At 61.5% G+C, this 23,490-nt stretch carries 23 protein-coding genes; 12 read left to right on the top strand and 11 right to left on the bottom strand.

Annotated features, from left to right (window positions below; translation table 11 throughout):
• Nucleotides 1–200: 200 nt before the first annotated feature.
• The gene (locus LJY18_RS09340) at nucleotides 201–572 is read left to right on the top strand and encodes a YkgJ family cysteine cluster protein (protein WP_238041532.1); all 372 of its coding nucleotides are present in this window, start codon (nucleotides 201–203) and stop codon (nucleotides 570–572) included.
• Nucleotides 573–942: 370 nt separating this feature from the next.
• A complete protein-coding gene (locus LJY18_RS09335; protein WP_238041531.1) occupies nucleotides 943–1,506 on the top strand; it encodes a nitroreductase family protein in 564 nt (187 codons plus the stop codon).
• 204 nt (nucleotides 1,507–1,710) lie between these two features.
• On the opposite strand, the gene LJY18_RS09330 is transcribed toward LJY18_RS09335, so the two are convergent.
• The 5 genes from LJY18_RS09330 to LJY18_RS09310 form a co-directional block, all read right to left on the bottom strand.
• Nucleotides 1,711–3,042 carry a sensor histidine kinase gene (locus LJY18_RS09330; protein ID WP_238041530.1) on the bottom strand — a complete coding sequence of 444 codons (1,332 nt, stop codon included), beginning with the start codon at nucleotides 3,040–3,042 and terminating at the stop codon, nucleotides 1,711–1,713.
• Between the two features lie 96 nt (nucleotides 3,043–3,138).
• Nucleotides 3,139–3,567 (bottom strand): Spy/CpxP family protein refolding chaperone, encoded by a 429-nt coding sequence (locus LJY18_RS09325; RefSeq protein ID WP_238041529.1) that lies wholly within the window; start codon nucleotides 3,565–3,567, stop codon nucleotides 3,139–3,141.
• A 129-nt stretch (nucleotides 3,568–3,696) separates the two neighbouring features.
• On the bottom strand, nucleotides 3,697–4,374 hold the full coding sequence (locus LJY18_RS09320) for a response regulator transcription factor (protein WP_238041528.1): 678 nt from the start codon (nucleotides 4,372–4,374) through the stop codon (nucleotides 3,697–3,699).
• A 7-nt stretch (nucleotides 4,375–4,381) separates the two neighbouring features.
• On the bottom strand, nucleotides 4,382–4,780 hold the full coding sequence (locus LJY18_RS09315) for a translation initiation factor 2 (protein WP_238041527.1): 399 nt from the start codon (nucleotides 4,778–4,780) through the stop codon (nucleotides 4,382–4,384).
• A 59-nt stretch (nucleotides 4,781–4,839) separates the two neighbouring features.
• Nucleotides 4,840–5,139 (bottom strand): YciI family protein, encoded by a 300-nt coding sequence (locus LJY18_RS09310; RefSeq protein ID WP_238041526.1) that lies wholly within the window; start codon nucleotides 5,137–5,139, stop codon nucleotides 4,840–4,842.
• A gap of 317 nt (nucleotides 5,140–5,456) precedes the next feature.
• Here LJY18_RS09310 and LJY18_RS09305 point away from each other — a divergent pair, with 317 nt between their 5' ends.
• Nucleotides 5,457–6,320 (top strand): PHP domain-containing protein, encoded by an 864-nt coding sequence (locus LJY18_RS09305; protein WP_238041525.1) that lies wholly within the window; start codon nucleotides 5,457–5,459, stop codon nucleotides 6,318–6,320.
• Between the two features lie 13 nt (nucleotides 6,321–6,333).
• Complete coding sequence (locus tag LJY18_RS09300) at nucleotides 6,334–6,960, top strand: L-threonylcarbamoyladenylate synthase (protein ID WP_238041524.1); 627 nt, start codon at nucleotides 6,334–6,336, stop codon at nucleotides 6,958–6,960.
• Between the two features lie 48 nt (nucleotides 6,961–7,008).
• Here the strand turns inward: LJY18_RS09300 and LJY18_RS09295 are convergent, their stop codons facing one another.
• Nucleotides 7,009–7,362: a PA2779 family protein gene (locus LJY18_RS09295; RefSeq protein ID WP_238041523.1), complete on the bottom strand. Its 354-nt coding sequence runs from the start codon at nucleotides 7,360–7,362 to the stop codon at nucleotides 7,009–7,011.
• Nucleotides 7,363–7,562: 200 nt separating this feature from the next.
• Here LJY18_RS09295 and LJY18_RS09290 point away from each other — a divergent pair, with 200 nt between their 5' ends.
• The 4 genes from LJY18_RS09290 to rluB all read left to right on the top strand — a co-directional run bounded on the left by LJY18_RS09290 (nucleotide 7,563) and on the right by rluB (nucleotide 11,966).
• Nucleotides 7,563–8,777, top strand: a complete 1,215-nt coding sequence (locus LJY18_RS09290; RefSeq protein WP_269137759.1) for a tryptophan--tRNA ligase — start codon at nucleotides 7,563–7,565, stop codon at nucleotides 8,775–8,777.
• A 150-nt stretch (nucleotides 8,778–8,927) separates the two neighbouring features.
• A complete protein-coding gene (locus LJY18_RS09285; protein WP_238041861.1) occupies nucleotides 8,928–9,626 on the top strand; it encodes a segregation and condensation protein A in 699 nt (232 codons plus the stop codon).
• A gap of 2 nt (nucleotides 9,627–9,628) precedes the next feature.
• On the top strand, nucleotides 9,629–10,414 hold the full coding sequence (scpB, locus tag LJY18_RS09280) for an SMC-Scp complex subunit ScpB (protein WP_238041522.1): 786 nt from the start codon (nucleotides 9,629–9,631) through the stop codon (nucleotides 10,412–10,414).
• Nucleotides 10,415–10,814: 400 nt separating this feature from the next.
• Entirely contained in the window at nucleotides 10,815–11,966 is a 1,152-nt protein-coding gene (rluB, locus tag LJY18_RS09275; protein WP_238041521.1) for a 23S rRNA pseudouridine(2605) synthase RluB, read from the top strand.
• 59 nt (nucleotides 11,967–12,025) lie between these two features.
• Here the strand turns inward: rluB and LJY18_RS09270 are convergent, their stop codons facing one another.
• The 5 genes from LJY18_RS09270 to LJY18_RS09250 form a co-directional block, all read right to left on the bottom strand.
• Nucleotides 12,026–12,952 carry a GGDEF domain-containing protein gene (locus tag LJY18_RS09270; protein WP_238041520.1) on the bottom strand — a complete coding sequence of 309 codons (927 nt, stop codon included), beginning with the start codon at nucleotides 12,950–12,952 and terminating at the stop codon, nucleotides 12,026–12,028.
• A 226-nt stretch (nucleotides 12,953–13,178) separates the two neighbouring features.
• On the bottom strand, nucleotides 13,179–13,919 hold the full coding sequence (locus LJY18_RS09265; RefSeq protein ID WP_238041519.1) for a YciK family oxidoreductase: 741 nt from the start codon (nucleotides 13,917–13,919) through the stop codon (nucleotides 13,179–13,181).
• 152 nt (nucleotides 13,920–14,071) lie between these two features.
• Nucleotides 14,072–14,743, bottom strand: a complete 672-nt coding sequence (gene mupP / locus LJY18_RS09260) for an N-acetylmuramic acid 6-phosphate phosphatase MupP (RefSeq protein ID WP_238041518.1) — start codon at nucleotides 14,741–14,743, stop codon at nucleotides 14,072–14,074.
• Nucleotides 14,743–15,441 carry a bifunctional 2-polyprenyl-6-hydroxyphenol methylase/3-demethylubiquinol 3-O-methyltransferase UbiG gene (gene ubiG, locus LJY18_RS09255; protein WP_238041517.1) on the bottom strand — a complete coding sequence of 233 codons (699 nt, stop codon included), beginning with the start codon at nucleotides 15,439–15,441 and terminating at the stop codon, nucleotides 14,743–14,745. Before ubiG ends, mupP begins: the two co-directional genes overlap by 1 nt.
• A 207-nt stretch (nucleotides 15,442–15,648) precedes the next feature.
• Nucleotides 15,649–16,971, bottom strand: a complete 1,323-nt coding sequence (locus tag LJY18_RS09250; RefSeq protein WP_238041516.1) for a TRZ/ATZ family hydrolase — start codon at nucleotides 16,969–16,971, stop codon at nucleotides 15,649–15,651.
• Nucleotides 16,972–17,169: 198 nt separating this feature from the next.
• Between LJY18_RS09250 and mtnA the strand changes: the two genes are divergently transcribed.
• From mtnA to pheA, 4 genes are all read left to right on the top strand, one after another.
• Nucleotides 17,170–18,246, top strand: a complete 1,077-nt coding sequence (mtnA, locus tag LJY18_RS09245; RefSeq protein WP_238041515.1) for an S-methyl-5-thioribose-1-phosphate isomerase — start codon at nucleotides 17,170–17,172, stop codon at nucleotides 18,244–18,246.
• 244 nt (nucleotides 18,247–18,490) lie between these two features.
• The gene (gene gyrA / locus LJY18_RS09240) at nucleotides 18,491–21,196 is read left to right on the top strand and encodes a DNA gyrase subunit A (RefSeq protein WP_238041514.1); all 2,706 of its coding nucleotides are present in this window, start codon (nucleotides 18,491–18,493) and stop codon (nucleotides 21,194–21,196) included.
• Nucleotides 21,197–21,291: 95 nt separating this feature from the next.
• Nucleotides 21,292–22,377: a 3-phosphoserine/phosphohydroxythreonine transaminase gene (gene serC, locus LJY18_RS09235; RefSeq protein WP_238041513.1), complete on the top strand. Its 1,086-nt coding sequence runs from the start codon at nucleotides 21,292–21,294 to the stop codon at nucleotides 22,375–22,377.
• Entirely contained in the window at nucleotides 22,377–23,483 is a 1,107-nt protein-coding gene (gene pheA, locus LJY18_RS09230) for a prephenate dehydratase (protein WP_269137758.1), read from the top strand. Before serC ends, pheA begins: the two co-directional genes overlap by 1 nt.
• Nucleotides 23,484–23,490: the final 7 nt, after the last annotated feature.

Genomic DNA, 23,490 nt, shown 5'->3' with positions numbered 1-23,490 from the left:
GCTGTAAACCAACTCGCACGTGCCGCGCATAAGCCATTGCGCCGGCCTATGCCGCGTGGCCATCAATTGCCCTAGCGTGTGTGGCATCCGCGCATCGACTTTTCATCCGGGCCATCGATATGGCGCTTTACAAGCGCATGGCTCGGCATAGAATAGCCGCCAGGTGCCGGCCCTTGCCGGTTTCTGAGCCCTCTAAAATCATGTCGAACGCTAATCCTTGCCTTACGTGTGGCGCCTGCTGCGCGCATTTTCGTGTGTCTTTCTTCTGGGGTGAATGCCAGTCGGCCGGCGGTACAGTGCCGGATGACCAGGTGGTGCTGATCACTCCGCATCGGGTCGCCATGCGCGGCACTGAGTACAAGCCCGCCCGCTGTGTCGCCCTGCTCGGTGAGGTGGGGCAGGGCGTGCGCTGCACGCTCTATGAGCAGCGCGCCAGTCCATGCCGCGAATTCGAGGCATCCTGGGCCAATGGCGAGCCCGAGCCGCGCTGCGATGATGCCCGGCGCGCCCACGGCTTGCCGCCATTGACGCCGACCGTGCAGCCGAGTGTGGCGCCGGAGCGGGTTGCGTAGGGTGGGTTAGCGGCGCCAACCTGCGAACGATCAGGCAACGCCATCTTGGCGCGCCGCGTAACCCACCAGGCGCCTCGCCTCGAAACTGGGCTGCGTTGCGCCGATGGCGGGTTACGGCGCGTATGGTTTCGGTGGCAACCGTTGATCGACTGCCACGCGCCTAACCCGCCCTACAGGGGGTCGCGGTACATGGGTAAGACCGCGATTAACCGACCTCTCAACGTTGGCGTGACACTAGGGCCTGCGCGTTTTTTGCGCGAATCCGTGCCGTATATTGCGGCTGTCGGTTTGCGCGCCGCGCAACAGTTTTTCCCCGCCATCCTGCGCCACGCTCTAGAATTCCCGCTTATTTCTGTTCAAGAGGTGGCCGATGGATGCTCTCGATGCTCTGCTCAATCGTGTTTCAGTGCCGCGGTTGTGCGAGCCTGCACCGGATGCCGCACAGCGCGAACTGCTGTTTCGCGCGGCATTGCGTGCACCGGATCACGGACAGTTACGACCGTGGCGCTTTCTTACGATCGAGGGCACTGCACGTGAGCACCTCGGTGAATTGTTTGCCCAGGCCATGGCGGCCGGCGCTGCTGAAGTCAGTGCAGAAGCCTTGGCCAAGGCGCGTGCCATGCCGTTGCGGGCGCCTTTGCTGGTAGTGGTGATCGCACACGTAAAGGCCCATGCCAAAGTGCCGCCACAGGAGCAGGTGATTGCCGCAGGTTGCGCTACTCATGCCATTCTGCTCGCCGCTCATGCCCAAGGCATAGGCGCTGTATGGCGCACCGGCGAGCTGGCCTATAACGCTCAAGTGGCGGCGGGGCTTGGCTTGGGCAGTGACGAGCAAATCATCGCCTTCCTCTACCTGGGCACTGCCGAACGTGAATTGCGCAAACCCGCGCCGTTGCCTGTAGCCGATTTCGTCAGCGCCTGGCCGGGCGTGTAGCGGGCGATTCGCCGGGCGCTACTCGCCGCGGATGATCAGGGGGCACAAGCCTGGCGGGCTGTCGCTGCGCTCCGAACGGATCGCCGCCCGGATCGCCCTACGCGCCGCATGGAACGCCGCCGGCACGCGACACCTAGGGCACTACTCGCCGCAGACAGTACGCCGGAGATTGCTCAGGCGGCGCCTATCTGGCGGGCAGCCACCCTACTTGTCAGTCTGCGGCTGTAGCGGTAGCAGCAGACTGGCACTGAAGCCACCTTCTGGGTGGTTGTTCAGTACCAGTCGGCCGCCGTGACGCTCGGCGGCGCGCCGGGCAATCGCCAGGCCGAGGCCATGTCCGGGCGTGCTTTGCCCTGGCGCTCGGAAGAAGGGCTCGCCCAGTCGGGCCAGGTATTCGGCGGCAACGCCAGGGCCGTGGTCGCGTACGCTGAGGCACAGGTCGTCGGCCTGCCGCTCGACCTTGAGTTCGATCGCCTCGCCTGCCGGGTTGAAGCGCAAGGCATTGCGCAGAAGGTTGTCCAGCGCCCGTTCGAGCATGTCCGGCCAGCCGTGCAGGCTCACTCCGGGTGGCAGTTTGATCTCCACCCGCTGCTGTGGGGTGTCGAGTTGTGCCTCTTCCTGCAGCTTGCGCAGCAGCGCGGCAAGGTCAATTGGTTGGGCTGCGCCGGGATCGGCGTCGAGGCGGGCGAGGGCGAGAATCTCGCTGATCAAGGCTTCCAGGCGGTCGCACTCTCGCGCCAGGCGCGGCCAGAGCTTTTCCCGCTCGGCGGCGTCGGCGCGTTCGGCCAGGGCCAGTGCTATGCGTAAGCGTGCCAGAGGCGAGCGCAGTTCGTGGGATACATCACGCAGCAACTGGCGCTGGCTGCCTATCAGCCCTTGCAGGCGCGCGCCCATGCGATTGAAGTCGCGGGCCAGTACCCCCAGTTCGTCGCGTCTGTTGGCCAGGCGGGCCAGGCTGTTCTGCTGGTAGGCGGTCTGGCCGAGGTCGTGTACGGCGCCACGCAGGCGATTCAGTGGGCGGGTGATGGACAGGGTCACCAGCAGGCTGAACAGGGTCAGTACCACCAGGGCGATGGCAAGCGCGCTGAGCGGCAAGAGCAGGCTGTCGCGTTGCCAGGCGGCCAGTTGCCGGTGCGGAATACGGTAAATGAACAGGTAGGTTTCGCCGGTCTGGGGGCTGCTGTAGTCGGTAGTCAGGCGGCGCCAGGGCAGGCGTTTGTCATTCTGCTGGCGTGCCTCGAAGGCGGCGGCGCGCGGTGGGAAGGTGCCTCGGACCAGGGGTTGGCCGTTGTCATCGAGCACTTGCACGTTGAGGCGCGAGGCCTCCTTGCGTTGCTCGAGAAAGGTCTGGGCGGCGGCGCTGCCCTGCTCTTCATACAGGCTGGTCCAGGTTTCGGCCAAGCCATCCAGGGCCGGGTGCTGGCTGAGAATCCAGGCGTCCTGATTCAGCGCTCGTCCCAGCAGCATGGAAAGCCCGGCAACCAGGGCAAGGGCCAGCCAGAAGCTGGCGAAGATGCGCCAGAATAATGAACGCACGGATTACTCCTTGGTAGCGAAAAAACCTACCAAGCCGGAGCTTGATGGGTGGGCTTGTGCTGGCATGCTCGGCTGGCCGTGGCCAGTCTGTTGCCGTTATTCGACCTTGCTGGCCTGCTCGGCTTTCCAGGCGTTGAAGGCTGCACGCTCGGCGCGGCGTTCCTGCATTTTCTTCTGGTGCTCGTCGAAGGCCTTCTGCTGTTCGGGTTTGAGCATGTCGCGAATGGTGCTGTGCTGCTTGTCCTTGGCGGTTCTCAGCTCATCCTGCATGGCTTTTTGCTCGGCAGCGGACAGTTTTTCCAGATAGCGCTGGGTAATCTCGTGGCGGCTTTTCATCTGCTCGCCCATCAGTTTGCGGATTTCGCGGTGTTGCTCCTGGCTCAGGTCGAGGTCTTTGAACATCCGCGAGCCATGTCCGCCGCCGTGGCCATAACCGTCGCCATGGTGCGGGCCACCGTCGGGCATGGCCATGGCCAGCGTCGGCAGGGTCAGTGTGAGTAACAGGGCGGTGAGAGTCTTGCGCATGGTGTGTCTCCTTGTCTCGATGCCGGTCAGTTACCGGATGTGCCCAGTCTAGAGCGGTCAAGGTCAAGGGCCGTCAGGCAAGGGTAAAGCCTGAGTAAAGGCGAGCCGGACTTGGCTTTACCCAGAATCTCAGGCGCTGTAGTAGTAACCGCGGCTGCGCAAGGCGAGGATGCGCGGGCGTCCGTCGGGGTGAGGGCCGAGTTTCTTGCGCAGGTTGCTGACGTGCATGTCCAGGCTGCGGTCATACAGCGTCAGCTTGCGGCCTAGCGCCAGTTGCGCCAGTTCCTGCTTGTCCACGGGTTCGCCGGGCTGCTGCAGCAAGGCTTCGAGCAGGCGACTTTCCGACAGGGTGAGAATGACCTCATGCTCGCCGATCGTCACCACGCCACGTGCCTGGCTGAAGCACAGATCGCCCAGTTGCAGCTGGCTGGATACGGCAGGATGCAGGCTGCGGCGCAGTACAGCGCGCAAGCGGGCAGTCAGTTCGCGGGGGTCGCAGGGCTTGGCCAGGTAATCGTCGGCGCCAAGCTCCAGGCCGAGGATACGGTCCAGCGGCTCGCCACGGGCTGAGAGCATCAGCACTGGTAACTCCGGGTGATCACTGCGCAATTGCTTGAGCAACTCCAGACCGCTGCCGTCCGGCAGCATCACATCGAGTACCACCGCATCGGGTGCCTGGTTGGCCAGAGCGAGACGTGCACTGTTGCCATCATGACAGGCGCTGACCTGGAAGCCTTCCTGGCTCAGCCAGCTGGCCAACAGTTCGCACAGTTCGATGTCGTCGTCGATCAGGAGAAGAGCGCTCATACTGATTTCAATTTATCCACTCACGCCGCGAGCGACGATTGCCACGCAACAGTGCGCCGAGGATCACTCCCAGAAGTGCGGCTCCAGCGCCGACGACAAGCCATTGTTGTTGATCGCCGAGTAAGGGCTGGGGCGCAACGCCCTGGTTTTTTTTCAGTTGCAGCTTGAGGCGTTGGTTTTCCTGGCGCAGGCGCTGTAATTGCACGCTTTCGCTTTCGCTGGCCTGCAGTTCCGCGCCCAACGCTTCGCGTTGTTGCTCGCTGATGGCCAGGCGCTGCTTGAGGGCGTCTATCTGCGCTTGCTCTGCCGTAGCCGCTGCTGGAAATTCGGGCGGGGTTTGCTCGGCATGCAGCTCAAGAGGCAACAGCAACAGCGCTAACAGAAAAGACCACGGGCCTGGGCGCATCGTAACTCCTATGTCCTGTTGGATTGTTGTGGCTGAGCAGTGAGCAGCCGGTATGCGGATTAAGGCAGTACCAGTTTGAACGGCTTGACCAGCACCGAGGCGTAAACACCCGCCGCGCGGTAAGGGTCGGCATCGGCCCAGCTTTGGGCGGCATTGAGCGAGTCGAACTCGGCAACGATCAGGCTGCCGGAAAAGCCTGCCGAACCCGGGTCGTTACTGTCGATCGCAGGGTGCGGGCCGGCGAGCACCAGACGGCCTTCACTCTTCAACTGCTCCAACCGAGCAACGTGCGCGGGGCGAGCTGCCAAACGGTTTTCCAGGGAGTTTTCGACATCGGTGGCGATAATAGCGTAGAGCATCTCAATCCTTATTGGCTGGGGCGCCAGTTGGTGTTAGCGCAGAAAAACAGTACGGACTGGCAAAGTCGAGCAATAGTTGTGGCAGGCGGATGAAAAGTTAGCCGGGTAGCAGGCCGTTGAACAAGGTAGTGATCGACGGCTGAGCGGTCATCACAATGCTCATTCACAGCACGATAATTTCGTTGTTGATGTGCTTCGCTTGCCCGGTGGGCCAGTCTTCATTTACCACTTTATTTCAATCATCTACTCGTGATGTCAGCAAGAGTTCGCCGGTGTCGGCATAATAACAAACATAAATTACCGAGAAAGCGTTCCTTATGGATGTTGATTTACATTGCCACAGCACAGCCTCAGACGGTGCGCTTGCGCCCGCTGTGGTAGTTGCACGGGCGTATGAGCGCGGTGTGCGGCTGCTTGCGCTGACCGATCATGACACCCTGGAAGGCCTTGAGGAGGCGCGTGCCGCAGCCCAGGCGCTGGATATGCAGCTGGTCAATGGCATCGAGTTGTCCTGCACCTGGGGTGGCGCCACCATTCATGTCCTCGGTTATGCCTTCGTCAGTGATTCGCCAGCATTGCTCCAGTCGATCGCCGAGTTGCATGAAGGGCGCTGGTTACGGGCCGCAGAAATCAGCAAGCGCCTGGACAGCAAAGGCATGCCCGGCGCGCTGGAAGGGGCGCGGGCCGTGCAGCAGGAGTTGGGCGACAGTGGCAACGCTCCGGCCCGTCCGCATTTTGCCGACTTCATGGTCCGCGCCGGTTACGTCAAGGATCGCGCCGAGGCCTTTCGTAAGTGGCTTGGGTCGGGCAAGTTGGGAGACGTCAAACAGCATTGGCCGACGTTGCAGCAGGCCGTTGCAACCTTGCAACTGGCGGGTGCCTCGATCAGCCTGGCACACCCGTGGCAGTACGACTTTACTCGTAGTAAGCGGCGCAAGTTGATTGCCGAATTTGTCGCTGCCGGTGGCCATGCGCTGGAGGTAGTCAACGGCATGCAACCGGCTGAACAGATCGGCGGCTTGGCGATTCTGGCCCGCGAATTCGGTCTGCTGGCAAGTGCCGGCAGTGATTTTCATGCACCTGGCGACTGGTCCGAACTGGGCATGTATCGCCCTGTACCCGAGGACTTGTCGCCCCTTTGGGCGCGTTTCCAGCATGTCCGACAGCCTACTGCAATTTGAACAGGGAATTTCTGTGAGTCAATTTTTCCAGATTCACCCGGAAAACCCACAGCTGCGCCTGATCAAGCAGGCGGTAGAGATCATCAGAGCCGGTGGCGTGGTGGTCTACCCCACCGATTCGTCCTATGCGCTTGGTTGCCATATCGGCGACAAGAATGCGGTTGATCGTATCCGTCGTCTGCGCCAGCTGGACGACAAGCACAACTTCACCCTGGTCTGCCGCGATCTGTCACAGATTGGTCTGTTCGCCAAGGTCGATACCGGGGCCTTTCGCTTGCTGAAGAACCATACGCCAGGGCCTTACACCTTCATTCTCAATGCCACTCGCGAAGTGCCGCGCATGTTGCTGCACCCCAAGCGCCGCACCATTGGTCTGCGGGTACCCAATCACCCCATTGCCCAAGCGCTGCTCAGCGAACTCGGCGAGCCGCTGATGAGCGTCAGTCTGATTCTGCCGGGTGAGACGCTGCCGATGAGCGATCCCTATGAAATGCGCCAATTTCTCGAACATCAGGTCGACCTGATCATCGACGGCGGTTTTGGTGGGCTGGAGGCCTCGACCGTAATCAATCTGGCGGATGATGAGCCGCAAATCATTCGCGTCGGCTGCGGTGATCCCGCGCCTTTCGGCGAGGTGTGAAAGCCTCGCACGATAAGCGCTGAATTCCGCACGCCTGGCTGTCAGCGGCTACAGAATCAGTGCCACCAGCAGCGCCACCAGCAGGATGACGACGAAGTCGCTACCGCTGAGTGCACCGCCGGCCGGCAAAGTGTCTATCTGGCGGGCCAAGGTGGCGGTTTCCGCTGGCGTCAGAGCATCCACCCGGCTACGGGCCAGAGCCGCAGGGACATCCATGGTTTGCAACCGTTCCTCGACGTCGGCGCGGTTGAGGAACTCACTGACTTTATCGCGATCGGCTTGCAGTGTTTGCTCGGCGAGGACTTCGTGGGTGCCGACCAAGCCGGCCTGAGCGGTTAGCGGCGGCAGGAGCAGTGATGCTCCCAGCAGGGCGGCGGCGAAAGTGGCGGCGGGAATTTTCATGCTGTGACCCTCAGCGAGTGGTCAGGATTCGCGTCAAATCTTGCACTGATGTTGGCGCACGATTCTGCCGTCGAGTTTGCCGGGCGGCATCATTGATTATGACCGGCCGTGAGCCTGAACGGTTCCACGGTCGTTTTTCCCGCGGCAGCTTCTCGCCTCGCTATACTTCGCGTCTTGTTGATTCGCTTAGGTAGCCTGGTTTGAGCCTTGTTGATTCCGAACGCCGCGTGCTGTCTGGTATGCGTCCCAGTGGCCCTTTGCATATAGGCCATTATCATGGCGTGCTGAAGAACTGGATCAAGTTGCAGCACGAATACGAATGCTTTTTCTGCATCGTCGACTGGCATGCACTGACGACCAACTACCAGGATGTCGGGACGATCTCCCAGCATGTCATGGACATGGCGGTCGATTGGCTGGCGGCTGGGGTCAGCCCCAGTTCAGCCACTTTGTTTATCCAGTCGCAGGTGCCAGAGCACGCCGAACTGCATCTATTGCTGTCGATGATCAGCCCGCTCAGCTGGCTGGAGCGGGTGCCGTCCTACAAGGAGCGGCAAGACCGGCTGCCGGGCCGGGAACTCGCTACCTATGGTTTTCTGGGTTATCCGTTGCTGCAGGCGGCGGATATCCTGCTGTACCGGGCAGGGGTGGTGCCGGTCGGCGCCGATCAATTGGCGCATATCGAGTTCGCACGCGAAGTCGCCCGGCGTTTCAATCATCTCTATGGCCGTGAGCCGGGCTTCGAGCTGAAAGCCGAGGCGGCAATCCGTAAACTCGGCAAGAAAACCGCCACGCTCTACAACAACTTGCGCAAGGCCTACCAGCAACAGGGTGACGTCGAGGCCCTGGAAACCGCCAAGGCGCTGCTTAAAGAGCAACAGAGCATCACCATCGGCGACAAGGAACGGCTATTCGGTTACCTGGAAGGTGGCGGCAAGGTGTTGTTGCCCGAGCCGCGACCCTTGCTCAGCGATGCGCCGAAGCTGCCGGGGCTGGATGGCGGGAAAATGTCCAAATCCAGCGGCAATGCAATTTTTCTGCGTGACAGCCATGCCGAAGTCGAAGAGAAGATCAAGCGCATGCCCACGGATCCAGCGCGGGTACGCCGGGACGATCCAGGTAATCCTGCCCATTGCCCGGTTTGGCCGCTGCACGAGATTTACACCAGCGAAGAGGCGCGTGCTGCGTTGCAGCAAGGCTGCAAGAGTGCCGGCATTGGCTGTCTGGACTGCAAGGGACCATTGATCGAGGCCGTGCAAAAAGAGCTGCAGCCCCTGCAGGCGCGTGCCGCCGATTACCAGGGCAACCCCGATTTGCTGCGCAGTATCCTGGCCGAAGGCGCCGAGCGCGCGCGCAATGAAGCACGGGAAACCTTGACCGAGGTGCGTTTGGCCCTGGGTCTGAATTACCGCTGAGTAGGAACGCCTTAAATCGATATGCACAGCCAGTCCCCTGAACAGCCCGCCGACAGCCAAGCAGGCGCCCAGCAAGAGCTGCCGTTCGCTTTGGTATACGGCCGGGCGGTGACCGAGATGCCGCTGGATTTGTATATCCCGCCGGACGCGCTGGAAGTGTTTCTCGAGGCCTTCGAAGGCCCCCTGGACCTGCTGCTCTACCTGATCCGCAAACAGAATATCGATGTGCTGGACATTCCCGTGGCGGAAATCACCCGGCAGTACATGGGCTATGTCGAGTTGATGCAGTCGGTGCGCCTGGAGTTGGCCGCCGAGTACCTGGTGATGGCGGCGATGCTTGCCGAGATCAAGTCGCGCATGCTGCTGCCGCGTTCGAGCGAGGCCCCGGAGGAAGAAGACGACCCACGCGCCGAGCTGATTCGTCGCCTGCAGGAATACGAGCGCTACAAGGCCGCTGCCGAAGGCCTCGATATGCTGCCGCGGGTCGGTCGTGACCTGACTGTACCGCGCCTGGATGCGCCGCAGGCTCAGGCGCGCAAGCTGCTGCCGGAGGTCAATCTGGAGGAACTGTTGTTGTCGATGGCGCAAGTCTTGCGCCGCGCCGATATGTTCGAGAGTCACCAGGTCAGTCGGGAGACGCTGTCGACTCGCGAGCGCATGAGTGAAGTGCTGGAGCGCCTCAAGGGTGGCGCTTTCGTGCCCTTTGTCGAACTCTTCACGGCCGAAGAGGGGCGCCTGGGCGTGGTGGTGACTTTTATGGCGGTGCTCGAGCTGATCAAAGAATCGCTGGTCGAGTTGGTGCAGAATGAAGCCTTTGGGCCTATCCACGTGCGTGCGCGAGCTGAATGACCATGAACCTGACCAATCCCCGTGAACTGGCCAGCCTGCTGGAAGCCTTCTTGTTTGCCTCCGGCAAGCCGCAGTCGTTGGAGCGTCTGTTCGAACTGTTCGAGGAGGCAGAGCGCCCCGAGCCGGCGGTGTTTAAAAAGGCCCTGGAGCGGCTGCGCCAGTCCTGCGAAGGGCGTGCCTTCGAACTGGTCGAGGTGGCATCCGGCTACCGTCTGCAAGTCCGCGAGATCTACGCGCCCTGGGTCGGGCGCCTGTGGGAAGAGCGCCCGCAGCGTTATTCGCGGGCCATGCTGGAGACCCTGGCACTGATTGCTTACCGGCAGCCGATTACCCGCGGCGAGATCGAGGATATTCGTGGCGTGGCGGTTAACAGCCATATCGTCAAGACCTTGCTGGAGCGTGAGTGGATACGCGTGGTCGGTTACCGCGACGTACCGGGCAAACCGGCGATGCTGGCGACCACCAAGGCATTTCTCGATCACTTCAATCTGAAGAGTCTCGATCAACTGCCGCCGCTGGCGGCCCTGCGTGAGCTGGAGCCCGAGCCGTTGCTGGCCTTCGATGACGACCTCGCTGCGCCGCAAAGCCTGCAGGATCGCGCCGACCTGGCGCTTGCCGATGAACCGCAGGTGGAGGCAGGCGAGGAAACCAGCTTCAGCAGCCTGCTGGCCGAGCTGGACTCCATGGAGCAGGGGTTGAAGACCGATTTCGATGATTTTTCGGCGCCAGCGCCGGAAGAAGACCAAGGCGATGAGCTAACCGAGGCTGCGGATAAAGAGACGCTCTGAGCTGTGAAAATACCCTCGCCTAGTGCTTCAGCGCTTCAGGGCGGTTTGCTCGGCGATCCGTTCGGAGCCAAGGTTGGCTTCGGCGCGCAGCGACAACCCACCAGCTGTATGTCGCTCGGTTGCACCGCGGCGCACTGGGCTCCCTGCGAATCGGCATAACGTCCGCTGCGGCGTTGTACTCGATATTTTCACCGACTCTGAGTCATTGGCGCCGGATCCGATTTAACGATAACGGCACCTGTTCAGCGGATCGCCGAGATGCCGACTGTCGTAAAGACTGATGGCTGCTCGTCTGCCGACTACTCTGACCCGTGCGCGCGCTGCGCGTTTCGCGTATGATCCGCGCCCCTTCGACGACTTGCTGTCGTCCATCACTAGAGATACACCGGGAGGTGCCCAGATGAGTGAATCCGAAGAATACAGTCCAGCCGGCGAGAAACTGCAGAAAGTCATGGCGCGCATGGGCCTGGCTTCGCGCCGCGAAATCGAAGGCTGGATCAGTGCCGGCCGGGTCAAGGTCAATGGCGCGGTTGCCGGCCTCGGCCAGCGTGTCGACCTGCATGATGCCATCGCCATCGATGGCCGCCTGATCAAGCGCGAAGAAGCCGCCGAAAGCGTGCGTCGCGTGATCATCTATAACAAGCCCGAAGGTGAGATCTGCACTCGCGACGACCCTGAAGGGCGTCCGACCGTGTTCGACCGGCTACCACGGCCGAAAGAAGGTCGCTGGATCAATATCGGTCGTCTCGACATCAATACCACCGGTTTGCTGATGTTCACCACCGACGGTGAGCTGGCTAACCGCTTGATGCACCCGTCCTACCAGATGGATCGTGAGTACGCGGTGCGCGTGCGCGGTGAAGTCGACGATGAAATGATCGAGCGGCTGAAAGCCGGGGTGATGCTCGAAGACGGGCCGGCCAAGTTCACCGATATCAAGGTGGCACCGGGTGGTGTGGGTTTCAACCACTGGTATCACTGCGTGGTGATGGAAGGGCGTAATCGCGAAGTGCGCCGTCTGTGGGAGTCCCAGGGCCTGGTCGTCAGCCGCTTGAAGCGCGTGCGTTTCGGGCCGGTATTTATTACCTCGGACCTGACCATGGGCCGCTGGCGTGAAATGAGCCAGCGCGAAGTGGATATTCTCAGCGAGGAAGTTGGCCTCAAGTCGGTCGCCTTGCCGGACATGAAAGAGAAGACCCGCGACAAGCTCGATCGCCTGCAGCGCAAGTCGGCCAAGCCGGTCGGCCGCGGCGAGCGTCCGCAGCGGACGCTGCGCCCATCCCATGGCAGCCCAGCTGGATCCGGGCGTACTCCGCGCGCAGACAAGGGGCGTACGGAACAAGGTCGTTCGGGTCCGGACAAGGGGACAGCGGTTGCCGAGCGGCCGCGGGATGTCAACAAGAAGAGCCCGAGCAAGCCCAAGCCTATGCGTCCAGGTGTCGAGTTGAGCGAGCGCCCAGGGCGCAAGCCGGCCGCTCCAACCAAGCGCCGCGACCAGCCTGCGGGCGATGGGCAGCGCCCGGGCTTTGGTCGTGGTCGCAAGCCGCAGTAGCTCGACCTTGGGATTGAAAAAAGGGACTCGATTGAGTCCCTTTTTTTTGTCTGCTGTTCTTAGCCGGCCATGTTCAGGCGATTGCGCCCTTCGCGTTTGGCTGCATAGAGTGCCCTGTCGGCGCGTCGCAACAGGCTTTCCGCCGACTCGCCCGCCAGCAGGCTCGCGCAGCCGAGGCTGATCGACACTTCAATCGGTACTCCTTGGGCCAGGCATTGCAGTTCTTGCACGGCATGCCGTAGGCGCTCGCCGACCATGGCGGCGGCTTCGCGGCAGGTTCCCGAGAGCAGTACTAGGAACTCCTCACCGCCGTAACGGAACACCATGTCGATGTTGCGCAGCTGGCTTTTCAGCGTGGCAGCAACGTCGATCAATACCTCGTCGCCGGTGCTGTGGCCGTGGCAGTCGTTGATCCGCTTGAAATGGTCGAGGTCGAGCATCAGCAGTGAGAGTGGTTGCAAATTGCGGCGCGCCAGATCGATCTCGCGCTGCAGGATCTGGTCCATGGCTATACGGTTGCCGGTGTTGGTCAGCGGATCACGCAGTGCGCTCTGGACTGCCGTGCGGTAGAGCAGGGCATTGCGTAGCGGGAACAGCAGGCTGGCCAGCAGGGACTCCAGTTGGCCGAGCTCCTCGTCGCTGAAGCGTTGCTGGCGGCGGAAAATCAGCTCGCCGAGGTACTCGCCCTCATGACTCAGCCGGTAGCCGGCCGAGTGGCTGGCGCGTTCGCCCAATTCCAGGCGCAGGTCGGCAGTTGGCTGTTGATAGGTCAGGGCGTTAAGCGGCACCAGACTTTGCACGGCAGTGAAGAACAGTTTGAGGATGCGTTCGGCATCCAGGCTGGTCTGCAGCTGCATGCCGAGTTGCTGGCGCAGTTGCGCCAGACTGACCGGGTGTAGGGACTGCGCGCGATTGCCGGAAAAACCCAGGCGCTGAAGCTTGGCCGTATCGAAATCGATGGTGTTGGTCTGGCTTGGAGTAACCATAAATGCTGAGCCTCTGGCGCATTGATGCGGCAACACTGGCTATAGAGCGAATTCCATGCCAGAGGGTTCAGAAATTATGAAAATTATTTGAAGTCAGCGACTTAGAGCGGTTCGTTGCGGCAAATGGCCAGTATTGGCAGCTCCCTTGCCGCCTTGGCCGGCAAGCGGTTGCCGGTTTGTGGAGGCATAGCCATTTTTCTGCCGCTTAAGTCGCTGGTTACTGGTGTTATTGGGCATCGAATGCCTGGCCATTGACGCCGCTACTGTCGGGGCCCATCAGGTACAGGTAGGCCGGCATTATTGCCTCGGGCAGCGGGTTGTTGGCCGGGTTCTCCCCCGGGTAAACCTGGGCACGCATATCGGTGCGGGTGGCGCCCGGGTTGATGCTGTTGGCCCGTATCGGCGCCACGCCGTCGACTTCATCGGCCAGTACCTGCATCAAACCCTCGGTGGCGAATTTGGAGACGGCATAAGCGCCCCAGTAGGCGCGGCCTTTGCGTCCGACGCTGCTCGAGGTAAATACCACCGAGGCATCGCTGGAGAGTTTCAGCAGCGGCAGCAGGGTGCTGGTGAGCATGAAGGTGGCGTTGACGTTGACCTGCATCACGCGCATGAAGTTATCGCCGGAGAGCTGCTCCAGTGGTGTGCGCGGGCCGACAATCGAGGCGTTGTGCAGCAGGCCGTCAAGTTTGCCGAATTCGCGCTCGATCATGGCCGCCAGTTCGTCGTACTGGTGCGGCAGGGCGGTTTCCAGATTGAACGGGATCACCGCGGGCTGCGGGTGGCCGGCGGCCTCGATGGCGTCGTAGACCCTGCTGAGGTTTTCTTCGGTCTTGCCCAGCAGCAGTACGGTCGCCCCATGGGCGGCAAAGGTCTGCGCGGCGGCAGCGCCAATCCCGCGGCCAGCGCCGGTGACCAGAATCACCCGATCCTTGAGCAGGTCGGGGCGGGCTGAATATTGGAACATGGGGGCTTCTCCAAAGAGCGACAAGCTTGAAGCCACAAGCTGCAAGTTGCGCGGTTGAATATTGATGTGGGTAGGTGAGCCTCGCTCGGCAAAGCCCAGCCTTACGCTCGCAAGCGGTGCTCGATAATGCCCAGTCTAAGGCCTGTACCCGCTCAGCAGCGGCACAGCGCCCGTTCGAGTACCGTGCGCAGCTCCAGTGGGTGGTCGACTACCACGTCCGCACCCCAGTTTCTGGGGTTGTCGTCCGGGTGAATATAGCCATAGGTCACCGCGGCAGTTCTGGTCCCGGCGGCGCGGCCCGACTCGATGTCCCGCAGGTCGTCGCCAACGAACAGGACGCTGGCCGGATCCAGGCCCAGCTGGCTGCAGGCAAGGGTCATCGGCTCTGGGTCGGGCTTGCTGTTGGTCACATGATCCGGGCAGATCAGGATGGCGGAGCGTTCGGCCAGGCCGAGTTGCTGCATGATCGGTTCGGCGAAGCGTAGCGGCTTGTTGGTCACCACACCCCAGATCAGCTTGGCCTGCTCGATATCGGCGAGCAGCTCATGGATGCCGTCAAAAGGGCGGGTCAGCACCGCGCAGTGATGCTGATAGCGCTCGAGAAACTCCAGGCGCAGTGCCTCGAACGGCTCGGCCAGTGGGTCCATGGCGAAGCTCGCCGCAACCATGGCGCGGGCGCCGCCGGAAATCTGATCGCGGATCAGCTTGTCATCCACGGCCGCGAGGCCGCGCTCGGCGCGCATCGCCTGGCAGATGGCGATGAAGTCGGGGGCGCTGTCGAGCAGGGTGCCATCCATATCGAAAAGAACTGCGCGCAAACGCATCAGGCCTCCTTGAGGGTCTGGATCATGTAGTTGACGTCGACATCTGCTTGCAGCTTGTAGTGTTTGGTCAGCGGGTTGTAGGTCAGGCCAATGATGTCTTTGACTTGCAGGCCGGTGTCGCGGCTCCAGGCGCCCAGTTCCGAGGGGCGGATGAACTTCTTGAAGTCATGGGTGCCGCGCGGCAGCAGGCGCAGCAGGTATTCCGCGCCAATCACCGCGAACATATAAGCCTTGGGGTTGCGGTTAATGGTGGAGAAGAACACTTGGCCGCCGGGTTTGACCAGGGTGTGGCAGGCGCGGATCACCGAGGCTGGATCCGGGACGTGTTCGAGCATTTCCAGGCAGGTGACCACATCGAACTGCTCGGGCATTTCGGCAGCCAGGTCTTCGGCGGTGATCTGCCGGTACTGTACCGAGACGCCGGATTCCAGTTGGTGCAACTGGGCCACGGCCAGGGGGGCTTCGCCCATGTCGATGCCGGTGACCTCGGCGCCGCGCTGGGCCATGGCTTCGCTGAGGATGCCGCCGCCGCAGCCGATGTCGAGCACCTTCTTGCCGGCTAGGCTGACGCGTTCTTCAATCCAGTTGACCCGCAGTGGATTGATGTCGTGCAGGGGTTTGAATTCGCTATCGCGATCCCACCAGCGATGGGCGAGGGCTTCGAATTTGGCGATTTCGGCGTGATCGACGTTGCTCATAAATATCCCTGGGTGAAGCTGTAAAATGGCAAGCCTGGGCTGAATGTATCCATGTTGCCAGTTTCGCAGTCTGGAGTGGGCGTCTATTGATCGCCCGATATATGTCAGTTTGTCGCAGCCGCTAGGTGCCAGCTTGTTGGCAGTCATCGGTTTTTCGCCGGGGCGCCCAGTCACGGCAAGCTGGCTCCTGACCGTCATCTATGAACTCTATTGCTTGGTGGCGATCTTGGTTCCCCAGGCGCAGGCGTTGGCGATGATCCGTTGTTCGTCCAAGCGCGTCAGTCGGCCGCTGTCGAGCAGGTGCTTGCCACCGACCCAGACATCTTCGACGCAGTCGCGGTTGCTGGTATAGATCAATTGCGACACCGGGTCGTAGATCGGCTGCTGGGCTAGGCCGGACAGGTTGAATGCCACCAGGTCGGCGGCTTTGCCTGGCTCCAGCGAACCGATCTGGTCATCCAGGCCGAGGGCGCGTGCGCCATTCAAGGTTGCCATGCGCAACGCTCGATGTGCATCCAGGGCGCTGGCCGAACCGGCAACGGCTTTGGCCAGCAAGGCGGCGGTGCGGGTTTCGCCAAGCAGATCCAGGTCGTTGTTGCTGGCGGCGCCATCGGTGCCAATGGCCACGTTGACCCCGGCCTGCCAGAGCTTTTCTACCGGACAGAAGCCGCAGGCCAGCTTGAGATTTGACTCCGGGCAATGGATCACGCTGCTGTTGCTGGCCACCAGCAGAGCCAGGTCGTCATCATCGATCTGGGTCATGTGCACGGCCTGGAAGCGCGGGCCAAGCAGGCCGAGTCGCGCCAGTCGCGCCAGCGGTCGCTCACCATGTTGTTGCAGGCTCTGCTGCACCTCGAAGGCGGTTTCATGCACATGCATATGGATGCCGGCATCCAGTTCCTCGGCGAGTGTGCGAATGTTCTCCAGCTTGTCGTCGCTCACCGTATAGGGGGCGTGAGGGCCGAAGGCAACGCTCAGGCGCGGGTGATGCTTGAGGTCGTCGAACAGCGCCAGTCCTTTGCGCAGCGCTTCGTTGGCATCGCGGGCGCCGGGAATGGGGAAGTTCAGTACCGGAATGGTTATCTGGGCGCGAATGCCGCTCTTGTGCACTATCTCGCTGGCCACTTCGGGAAAGAAGTACATGTCCGAGAAGCAGGTGATGCCGCCCTTGATTTGTTCGGCGATGGCCAGTTCGGTGCCGTCCAGGACGAACTGCTCATCAACCCACTTGGCCTCGGCTGGCCAGATGTGCTGTTCCAGCCAGTTGTTCAGTGGCAGTTCATCGGCCATGCCGCGGAACAGGCTCATGGCAGCATGGCCGTGGGCATTGACCAGCCCTGGGGTCAGCAGTCGGCCGGGCAGTTCACGAACTTCCAGGGCCTTGTGCTTGAGCGCCTCGGCGCGTGGCGCGATCAGGGCGATGCGACCATCGCGGATGCCCAAGCCATGCTCGTGCAGTACCACTCCGGCAGGCTCGACCGGCACCAGCCAGGTGGGGAGAAGGAGGAGGTCGAGAGGGGCTTCGGGCATGCCAGGGGTTTCCTGCGGGTGTCTGAGCGGATGAGTTTATAGGGGAACGCCTCACGCTTGAAGCGGTGCCGCCATGAGTTGCCTGTTTCAGAGAGCCAGTAGGCGGGCACAGTTTGCCGCGCGCCGGGTATGAAGCTTGCGGCCTGCGGGTGTGTCTGTGGGTATAATGGTCGGCTTTTTGGGGGCGAGGTGTGTCTAATGCGCGAGCAATTGCTAGCGGCGGAGAAGGTTCAGGCCATTGAATGGCGCGATGGCGCTCTGCATTTGCTCGATCAGCGCGTTTTGCCGTTCGAGCAAAGCTGGTATGCCTGCCATTCGTCAGCTGCCGTAGCCGAGGCGATTCGCCTGATGGTGGTGCGCGGAGCGCCGGCCATCGGGATCAGTGCGGCCTATGCGGTGGTGCTTGGCGCGCGCGCGCGGGTGGCCGAGGGGGGCGACTGGCGTGTGGCCCTGGAGGCAGACTTTCAGCTATTGGCCGATTCGCGACCGACCGCCGTCAACCTGTTCTGGGCGCTCAGTCGAATGCGCGAACGCGTGGCACGTATTAAAGAGGGTGACGATCCGGTTGCGCTGCTGGAGAGCGAGGCGCTGGGTATTCACCAGAGTGATCGTGAAGCCAACTTGACCATGGCGCAGATCGGTGTCGACCTGATTCGCAAGCATCAAGGCAATCAGCAGAACCTGTTGACCCACTGTAATGCCGGTGCCCTGGCGACTGGCGGCTTTGGCACGGCGCTGGGGGTGATTCGCGCAGCTTATCTGGAGGGTTTGGTCGAGCGCGTCTATGTCGACGAAACCCGTCCTTGGCTGCAAGGCTCGCGCCTGACTGCCTGGGAGCTGGCCGGCGAAGGCATCCCGGTCTGCCTGAATGTCGATTCGGCCGCCGCGCACCTGATGAAGACCCGCGGTATTACCTGGGTCATCGTCGGTGCTGACCGGATTGCCGCCAATGGCGATGTGGCGAACAAGATCGGCACTTACCAGCTGGCGGTCAATGCCATGCACCATGGCGTGCGCTTCATGGTGGTGGCGCCGAGCTCGACCATCGACATGGCGCTGGAGAGTGGCGACGATATTCCTCTCGAGGAGCGTGATGCCAGTGAGTTGTTGGAACTCAATGGGCAGCGAGTGGCGGCGGGAGTGGATGCGCTCAATCCGGTGTTCGATGTGACACCGGCCGACCTGATCGACTTCATCGTTACCGAGAAGGGCGTGGTCGAGCGACCGGATGCGGCGAAAATGACCAGGCTGATGTGCCGCAAGCGTCTGCATTGAGCTTGTCGCCGTTGCTTGGCGAGCGTTGCTGTGGCGGCTGGTTGGGGATAGGTGTGAGGCGTCGATTGTGGTAATATCCGGCCGTTTTCAGGGGCGCTGGCAACGGTCGCCTTAACTGCGCAGATACATGGCATAACTCATTGATTTGTCGTGAGTCGCTGCTGGCCTAGGGCCGCGCGGCACGCTTCGCCTCGTTCGGGATGAATGGCGCGGGGTATCACCAGAAAAAGGAACCAGGCTACTCATGGGCGAACTGGCCAAAGAAATCCTCCCGGTCAATATCGAAGACGAACTCAAGCAGTCCTACCTTGACTACGCGATGAGCGTAATCGTCGGACGTGCCCTGCCGGATGCGCGCGATGGCTTGAAGCCCGTGCACCGTCGTGTGCTCTTTGCAATGAGTGAGTTGGGTAACGACTGGAACAAGGCATACAAGAAGTCCGCCCGCGTGGTCGGTGACGTGATCGGTAAGTACCACCCGCATGGCGACACTGCGGTGTACGACACCATCGTACGTATGGCTCAGCCATTCTCCCTGCGTTACCTGCTGGTCGACGGTCAGGGCAACTTCGGTTCGGTGGACGGCGACAACGCTGCCGCCATGCGTTACACCGAAGTGCGCATGACCAAGCTGGCCCACGAGCTGCTGGCCGACCTGCACAAGGAAACCGTGGACTGGGTGCCGAACTACGACGGCACCGAAATGATCCCGGCGGTCATGCCGACCAGGGTACCCAACCTGCTGGTCAATGGTTCCAGCGGTATTGCCGTGGGCATGGCAACCAATATCCCGCCACACAACCTCACGGAAGTGATCAATGGCTGCCTGGCGCTGATCGACAACCCCGAGCTGACGGTCGATGAGCTGATGCAGTACATCCCGGGCCCGGACTTCCCGACCGCGGCGATCATCAACGGCCGTGCCGGCATTATCGAGGCCTATCGCACCGGTCGTGGGCGCATTTATATGCGCGCGCGGGCGATCATCGAAGACATCGACAAGGTCGGCGGTCGCCAGCAGATTATCGTCAGCGAACTGCCATACCAGCTGAACAAGGCGCGTCTGATCGAAAAGATCGCCGAGTTGGTTAAAGAGAAGAAGCTCGAAGGCATCACCGAGCTGCGTGACGAGTCCGACAAGGACGGCATGCGTATCGTGATCGAGCTGCGCCGCGGCGAAGTGCCGGAGGTGGTGCTCAACAACCTTTACGCCCAGACCCAGATGCAGGGCGTATTCGGCATCAACGTAGTGGCACTGATCGACGGCCAGCCGAAAGTCCTGAATCTCAAGGACATGCTCGAAGCTTTTGTCCTGCACCGTCGTGAAGTGGTCACCCGGCGCACCGTGTTCGAGCTGCGCAAGGCGCGTGAGCGTGGGCATATCCTCGAAGGTCAGGCGGTTGCCCTGTCCAATATCGACCCGGTTATTGCCCTGATCAAGGCCTCGCCGACTCCGGCCGAAGCCAAGTCCGCGCTGATTGCCACCGCCTGGGAATCCACTGCGGTGGAAGCCATGGTCGAGCGTGCTGGCGCCGATTCCTGCCGCCCGGACACCCTCGAGCCACAGTACGGTTTACGTGACGGCAAGTACTACCTCTCGCCGGAGCAGGCCCAGGCGATCCTCGAGCTGCGACTGCACCGCCTGACCGGTCTGGAGCATGAGAAGCTGCTGGCCGAATACCAGGAAATTCTCACCCAGATCGGCGAGCTGATCCGCATCCTGACCAGCGCCGTACGCCTGATGGAAGTGATTCGCGAAGAGCTGGAGAGCATCAAGGCCGAGTTCGGCGATGCGCGGCGCACCGAAATTCTCGATGCCCGTCTGGATCTGACCCTGGGTGATCTGATCACCGAAGAAGACCGGGTGGTGACCATCTCCCACACCGGTTACGCCAAATCCCAGCCGTTGACCGCTTATCAGGCTCAGCGTCGCGGCGGTAAAGGCAAGTCGGCCACCGGCATCAAGGAGGAGGATTACATTGCCCACCTGCTGGTCGCCAACAGTCATACCACGTTGCTGCTGTTCTCCAGCAAGGGCAAGGTGTACTGGCTGAAGACCTATGAGATTCCAGAAGCCTCGCGCGCTGCTCGTGGTCGCCCGCTGGTCAATTTGTTGCCATTGAGTGAGGGTGAGTACATCACCACCATGTTGCCGGTGGAAATTGCGGCCAAGGGCAAGCAGGACGACGTCGAGGATGTCGACGGTGTGCTGGACGATGTTGAGGGTGCGGTAGAAGCAAAAGGTCCGTTCATCTTCATGGCCACCGCTAACGGTACCGTGAAGAAGACCCCGCTGACCCAGTTCAGCCGACCACGAAGCGTCGGCCTGATCGCCCTGGGTCTCGACGAAGGCGATACCCTGATTTCCGCCGCCATCACCGATGGCAGCCGTGAGGTCATGTTGTTCTCCGACGGCGGCAAGGTTACCCGTTTCAAGGAAACCGATGTGCGTGCCATGGGCCGTACCGCTCGCGGTGTGCGTGGCATGCGTCTGCCGGAAGGACAGAAGCTGATTTCCATGCTGATTCCTGAAGAGGGCAGCCAGATTCTGACTGCCTCTGTACGTGGCTATGGCAAGCGCACGGCGATTGACGAGTTCCCCGAGTACAAGCGCGGTGGTCAGGGCGTGATCGCCATGGTCAGCGGCGAGCGCAACGGCAAGCTGGTTGGCGCTGTGCAGGTGCTCGATGGCGAGGAAATCATGCTGATTTCCGACCAGGGCACCCTGGTGCGTACCCGCGTTGGTGAAGTCTCCAGTCTCGGCCGTAACACCCAGGGCGTGACCCTGATCAAGCTGGCCAAGGATGAAAAGCTTGTCGGTCTGCAGCGGGTGCAGGAACCATCCGAAGAAGAGATGGATGAGCTGCTTGAAGGTGACGAGGCTCTGGACGACGATGTGGTCGATGCGTCGGATGCTGCGGCTGACGAGAGTCCGGCCAGCGAGGAGTGATCTGCATGGGCGAGGCTTGACCTCGTACCTTGCAGCGTTGGATTCGGCGGCTGACCGGCAGTGGTCAGTCGTCCAACATTTGAGCGAGAGTGGATGTGAGCAAGCGAGCCTATAATTTCTGCGCCGGCCCGGCCGCGCTTCCTGAAGCTGTTCTGCAGCGCGCCCAGGCGGAACTCCTCGATTGGCAGGGCAAAGGCCTGTCCGTGATGGAGATGAGCCATCGCAGCGATGAATACATGGCCATCGCGGCAAAGGCCGAGCAAGACCTGCGCGACCTGCTTGCCATCCCCTCCGACTATAAAGTGCTGTTTCTGCAGGGCGGTGCCAGTCAGCAGTTCGCTGAGATTCCGCTCAACCTGCTGCCGGAAGACGGTGTTGCCGACTATATCGATACCGGCATCTGGTCGAAGAAGAGCATTGAGGAGGCCAGCCGCTACGGCAATATCAACGTTGCGGCCAGCGCCAAGCCCTACGACTACTTCGCGATTCCCGGGCAGAACGAGTGGCAGCTGTCGAAAGACGCCGCTTACCTGCACTACGCCAGCAACGAAACCATCGGCGGTCTGCAGTTCGACTGGATCCCCGAGGTCGGCGACGTGCCGTTGGTGGCAGACATGTCTTCCGACATCCTCTCGCGGCCCATCGACGTGTCGAAATTCGGCCTGATCTATGCCGGTGCGCAGAAGAATATCGGCCCCAGCGGCCTGGTCGTCACCATCGTCCGTGAAGACCTGCTCGGCCGCGCGCGTAGCGTCTGCCCGACCATGCTCAACTACAAGATCGCCGCCGATAACGGCTCGATGTACAACACCCCGGCGACCTTCTCCTGGTACCTCTCCGGTCTGGTCTTTGAGTGGCTGAAGGCGCAGGGTGGGGTAGAGGCCATGGCGCAGCGCAACCGCGCCAAGAAAGAACTGCTTTACGGTGCCATCGACAGCAGCGAGCTGTACAGCAACCCGATTGCAATCAATGCCCGCTCCTGGATGAACGTGCCTTTCCGCCTGGCAGATGACCGTCTGGACAAGCCGTTCCTCGCCGGTGCCGAGGCCCGCAACCTGCTCAACTTGAAGGGGCACCGTTCGGTCGGTGGCATGCGTGCTTCCATCTATAACGCCGTGGGCCTGGATGCCGTTGAGGCGCTGGTGGCTTATATGGCGGAATTCGAGAAGGAACACGGCTAATGACGGATGTGATCTCCGAGCAAGAATTGCAAGCCCTGCGCCTACGCATCGACAACCTCGACGAAAAAATTCTCGAGCTGATCAGCGATCGCGCGCGCTGCGCCGAAGAAGTGGCGCGGGTCAAGATGCTGGCGTTGCCGGAAGGCGAGAAGCCGGTGTTCTACCGTCCGGAGCGTGAGGCCCAGGTACTCAAACGCATCATGGAGCGCAATCAGGGGCCGCTGGGCAATGAGGAAATGGCGCGGCTGTTTCGCGAGATCATGTCCTCCTGTCTGGCGCTGGAGAACCCGCTGAAAGTCGCCTATCTGGGGCCTGAGGGGACTTTCTCCCAGGCGGCGGCGATGAAGCATTTCGGTCACGCGGTGATCAGTGTGCCCATGGCGGCGATCGACGAGGTGTTCCGCGAAGTGGCTGCGGGCGGGGTGAACTTCGGCGTGGTGCCGGTGGAGAACTCCACCGAAGGCGCGATCAACCACACCCTGGACAGCTTCCTCGAACACGACATGGTGATCTGCGGCGAAGTCGAGCTGCGCATCCATCATCATCTGCTGGTCGGCGAAACCACCAAGGTCGACAAGATCACCCGCATCTACTCCCATGCCCAGTCCCTGGCCCAGTGCCGCAAGTGGCTGGATGCGCACTACCCGAACGTCGAGCGGGTGGCGGTGTCGAGCAACGCCGACGCGGCCAAGCGGGTCAAGGGCGAGTGGAACAGTGCGGCGATCGCCGGCGATATGGCGGCCAGTCTGTATGGCTTGACCAAGCTGGCCGAAAAGATCGAAGACCGTCCGGACAACTCCACGCGTTTCCTGATCATCGGTAGCCAGGAGGTGCCTCCGACTGGCGATGACAAGACCTCGATCATCGTCTCCATGCGCAACAAGCCGGGTGCCCTGCATGAGCTGCTGGTGCCGTTTCATAACAACGGCATCGACCTGACCCGCATCGAGACTCGCCCTTCGCGCAGCGGCAAGTGGACCTATGTGTTCTTCATCGACTTCGTCGGCCATCACCGTGATCCACTGATCAAGGATGTGCTGGAGAAGATCAATCAGGAAGCCGTGGCGCTGAAGGTGTTGGGGTCGTATCCGAAGGCGGTACTTTAAATAGCAG

This window comes from Pseudomonas sp. MMS21 TM103, assembly GCF_022132145.1.
In the GTDB taxonomy this organism is placed as follows: Bacteria; Pseudomonadota; Gammaproteobacteria; order Pseudomonadales; family Pseudomonadaceae; genus Aquipseudomonas.
This window is presented reverse-complemented; position numbering and strand designations above follow the sequence as displayed.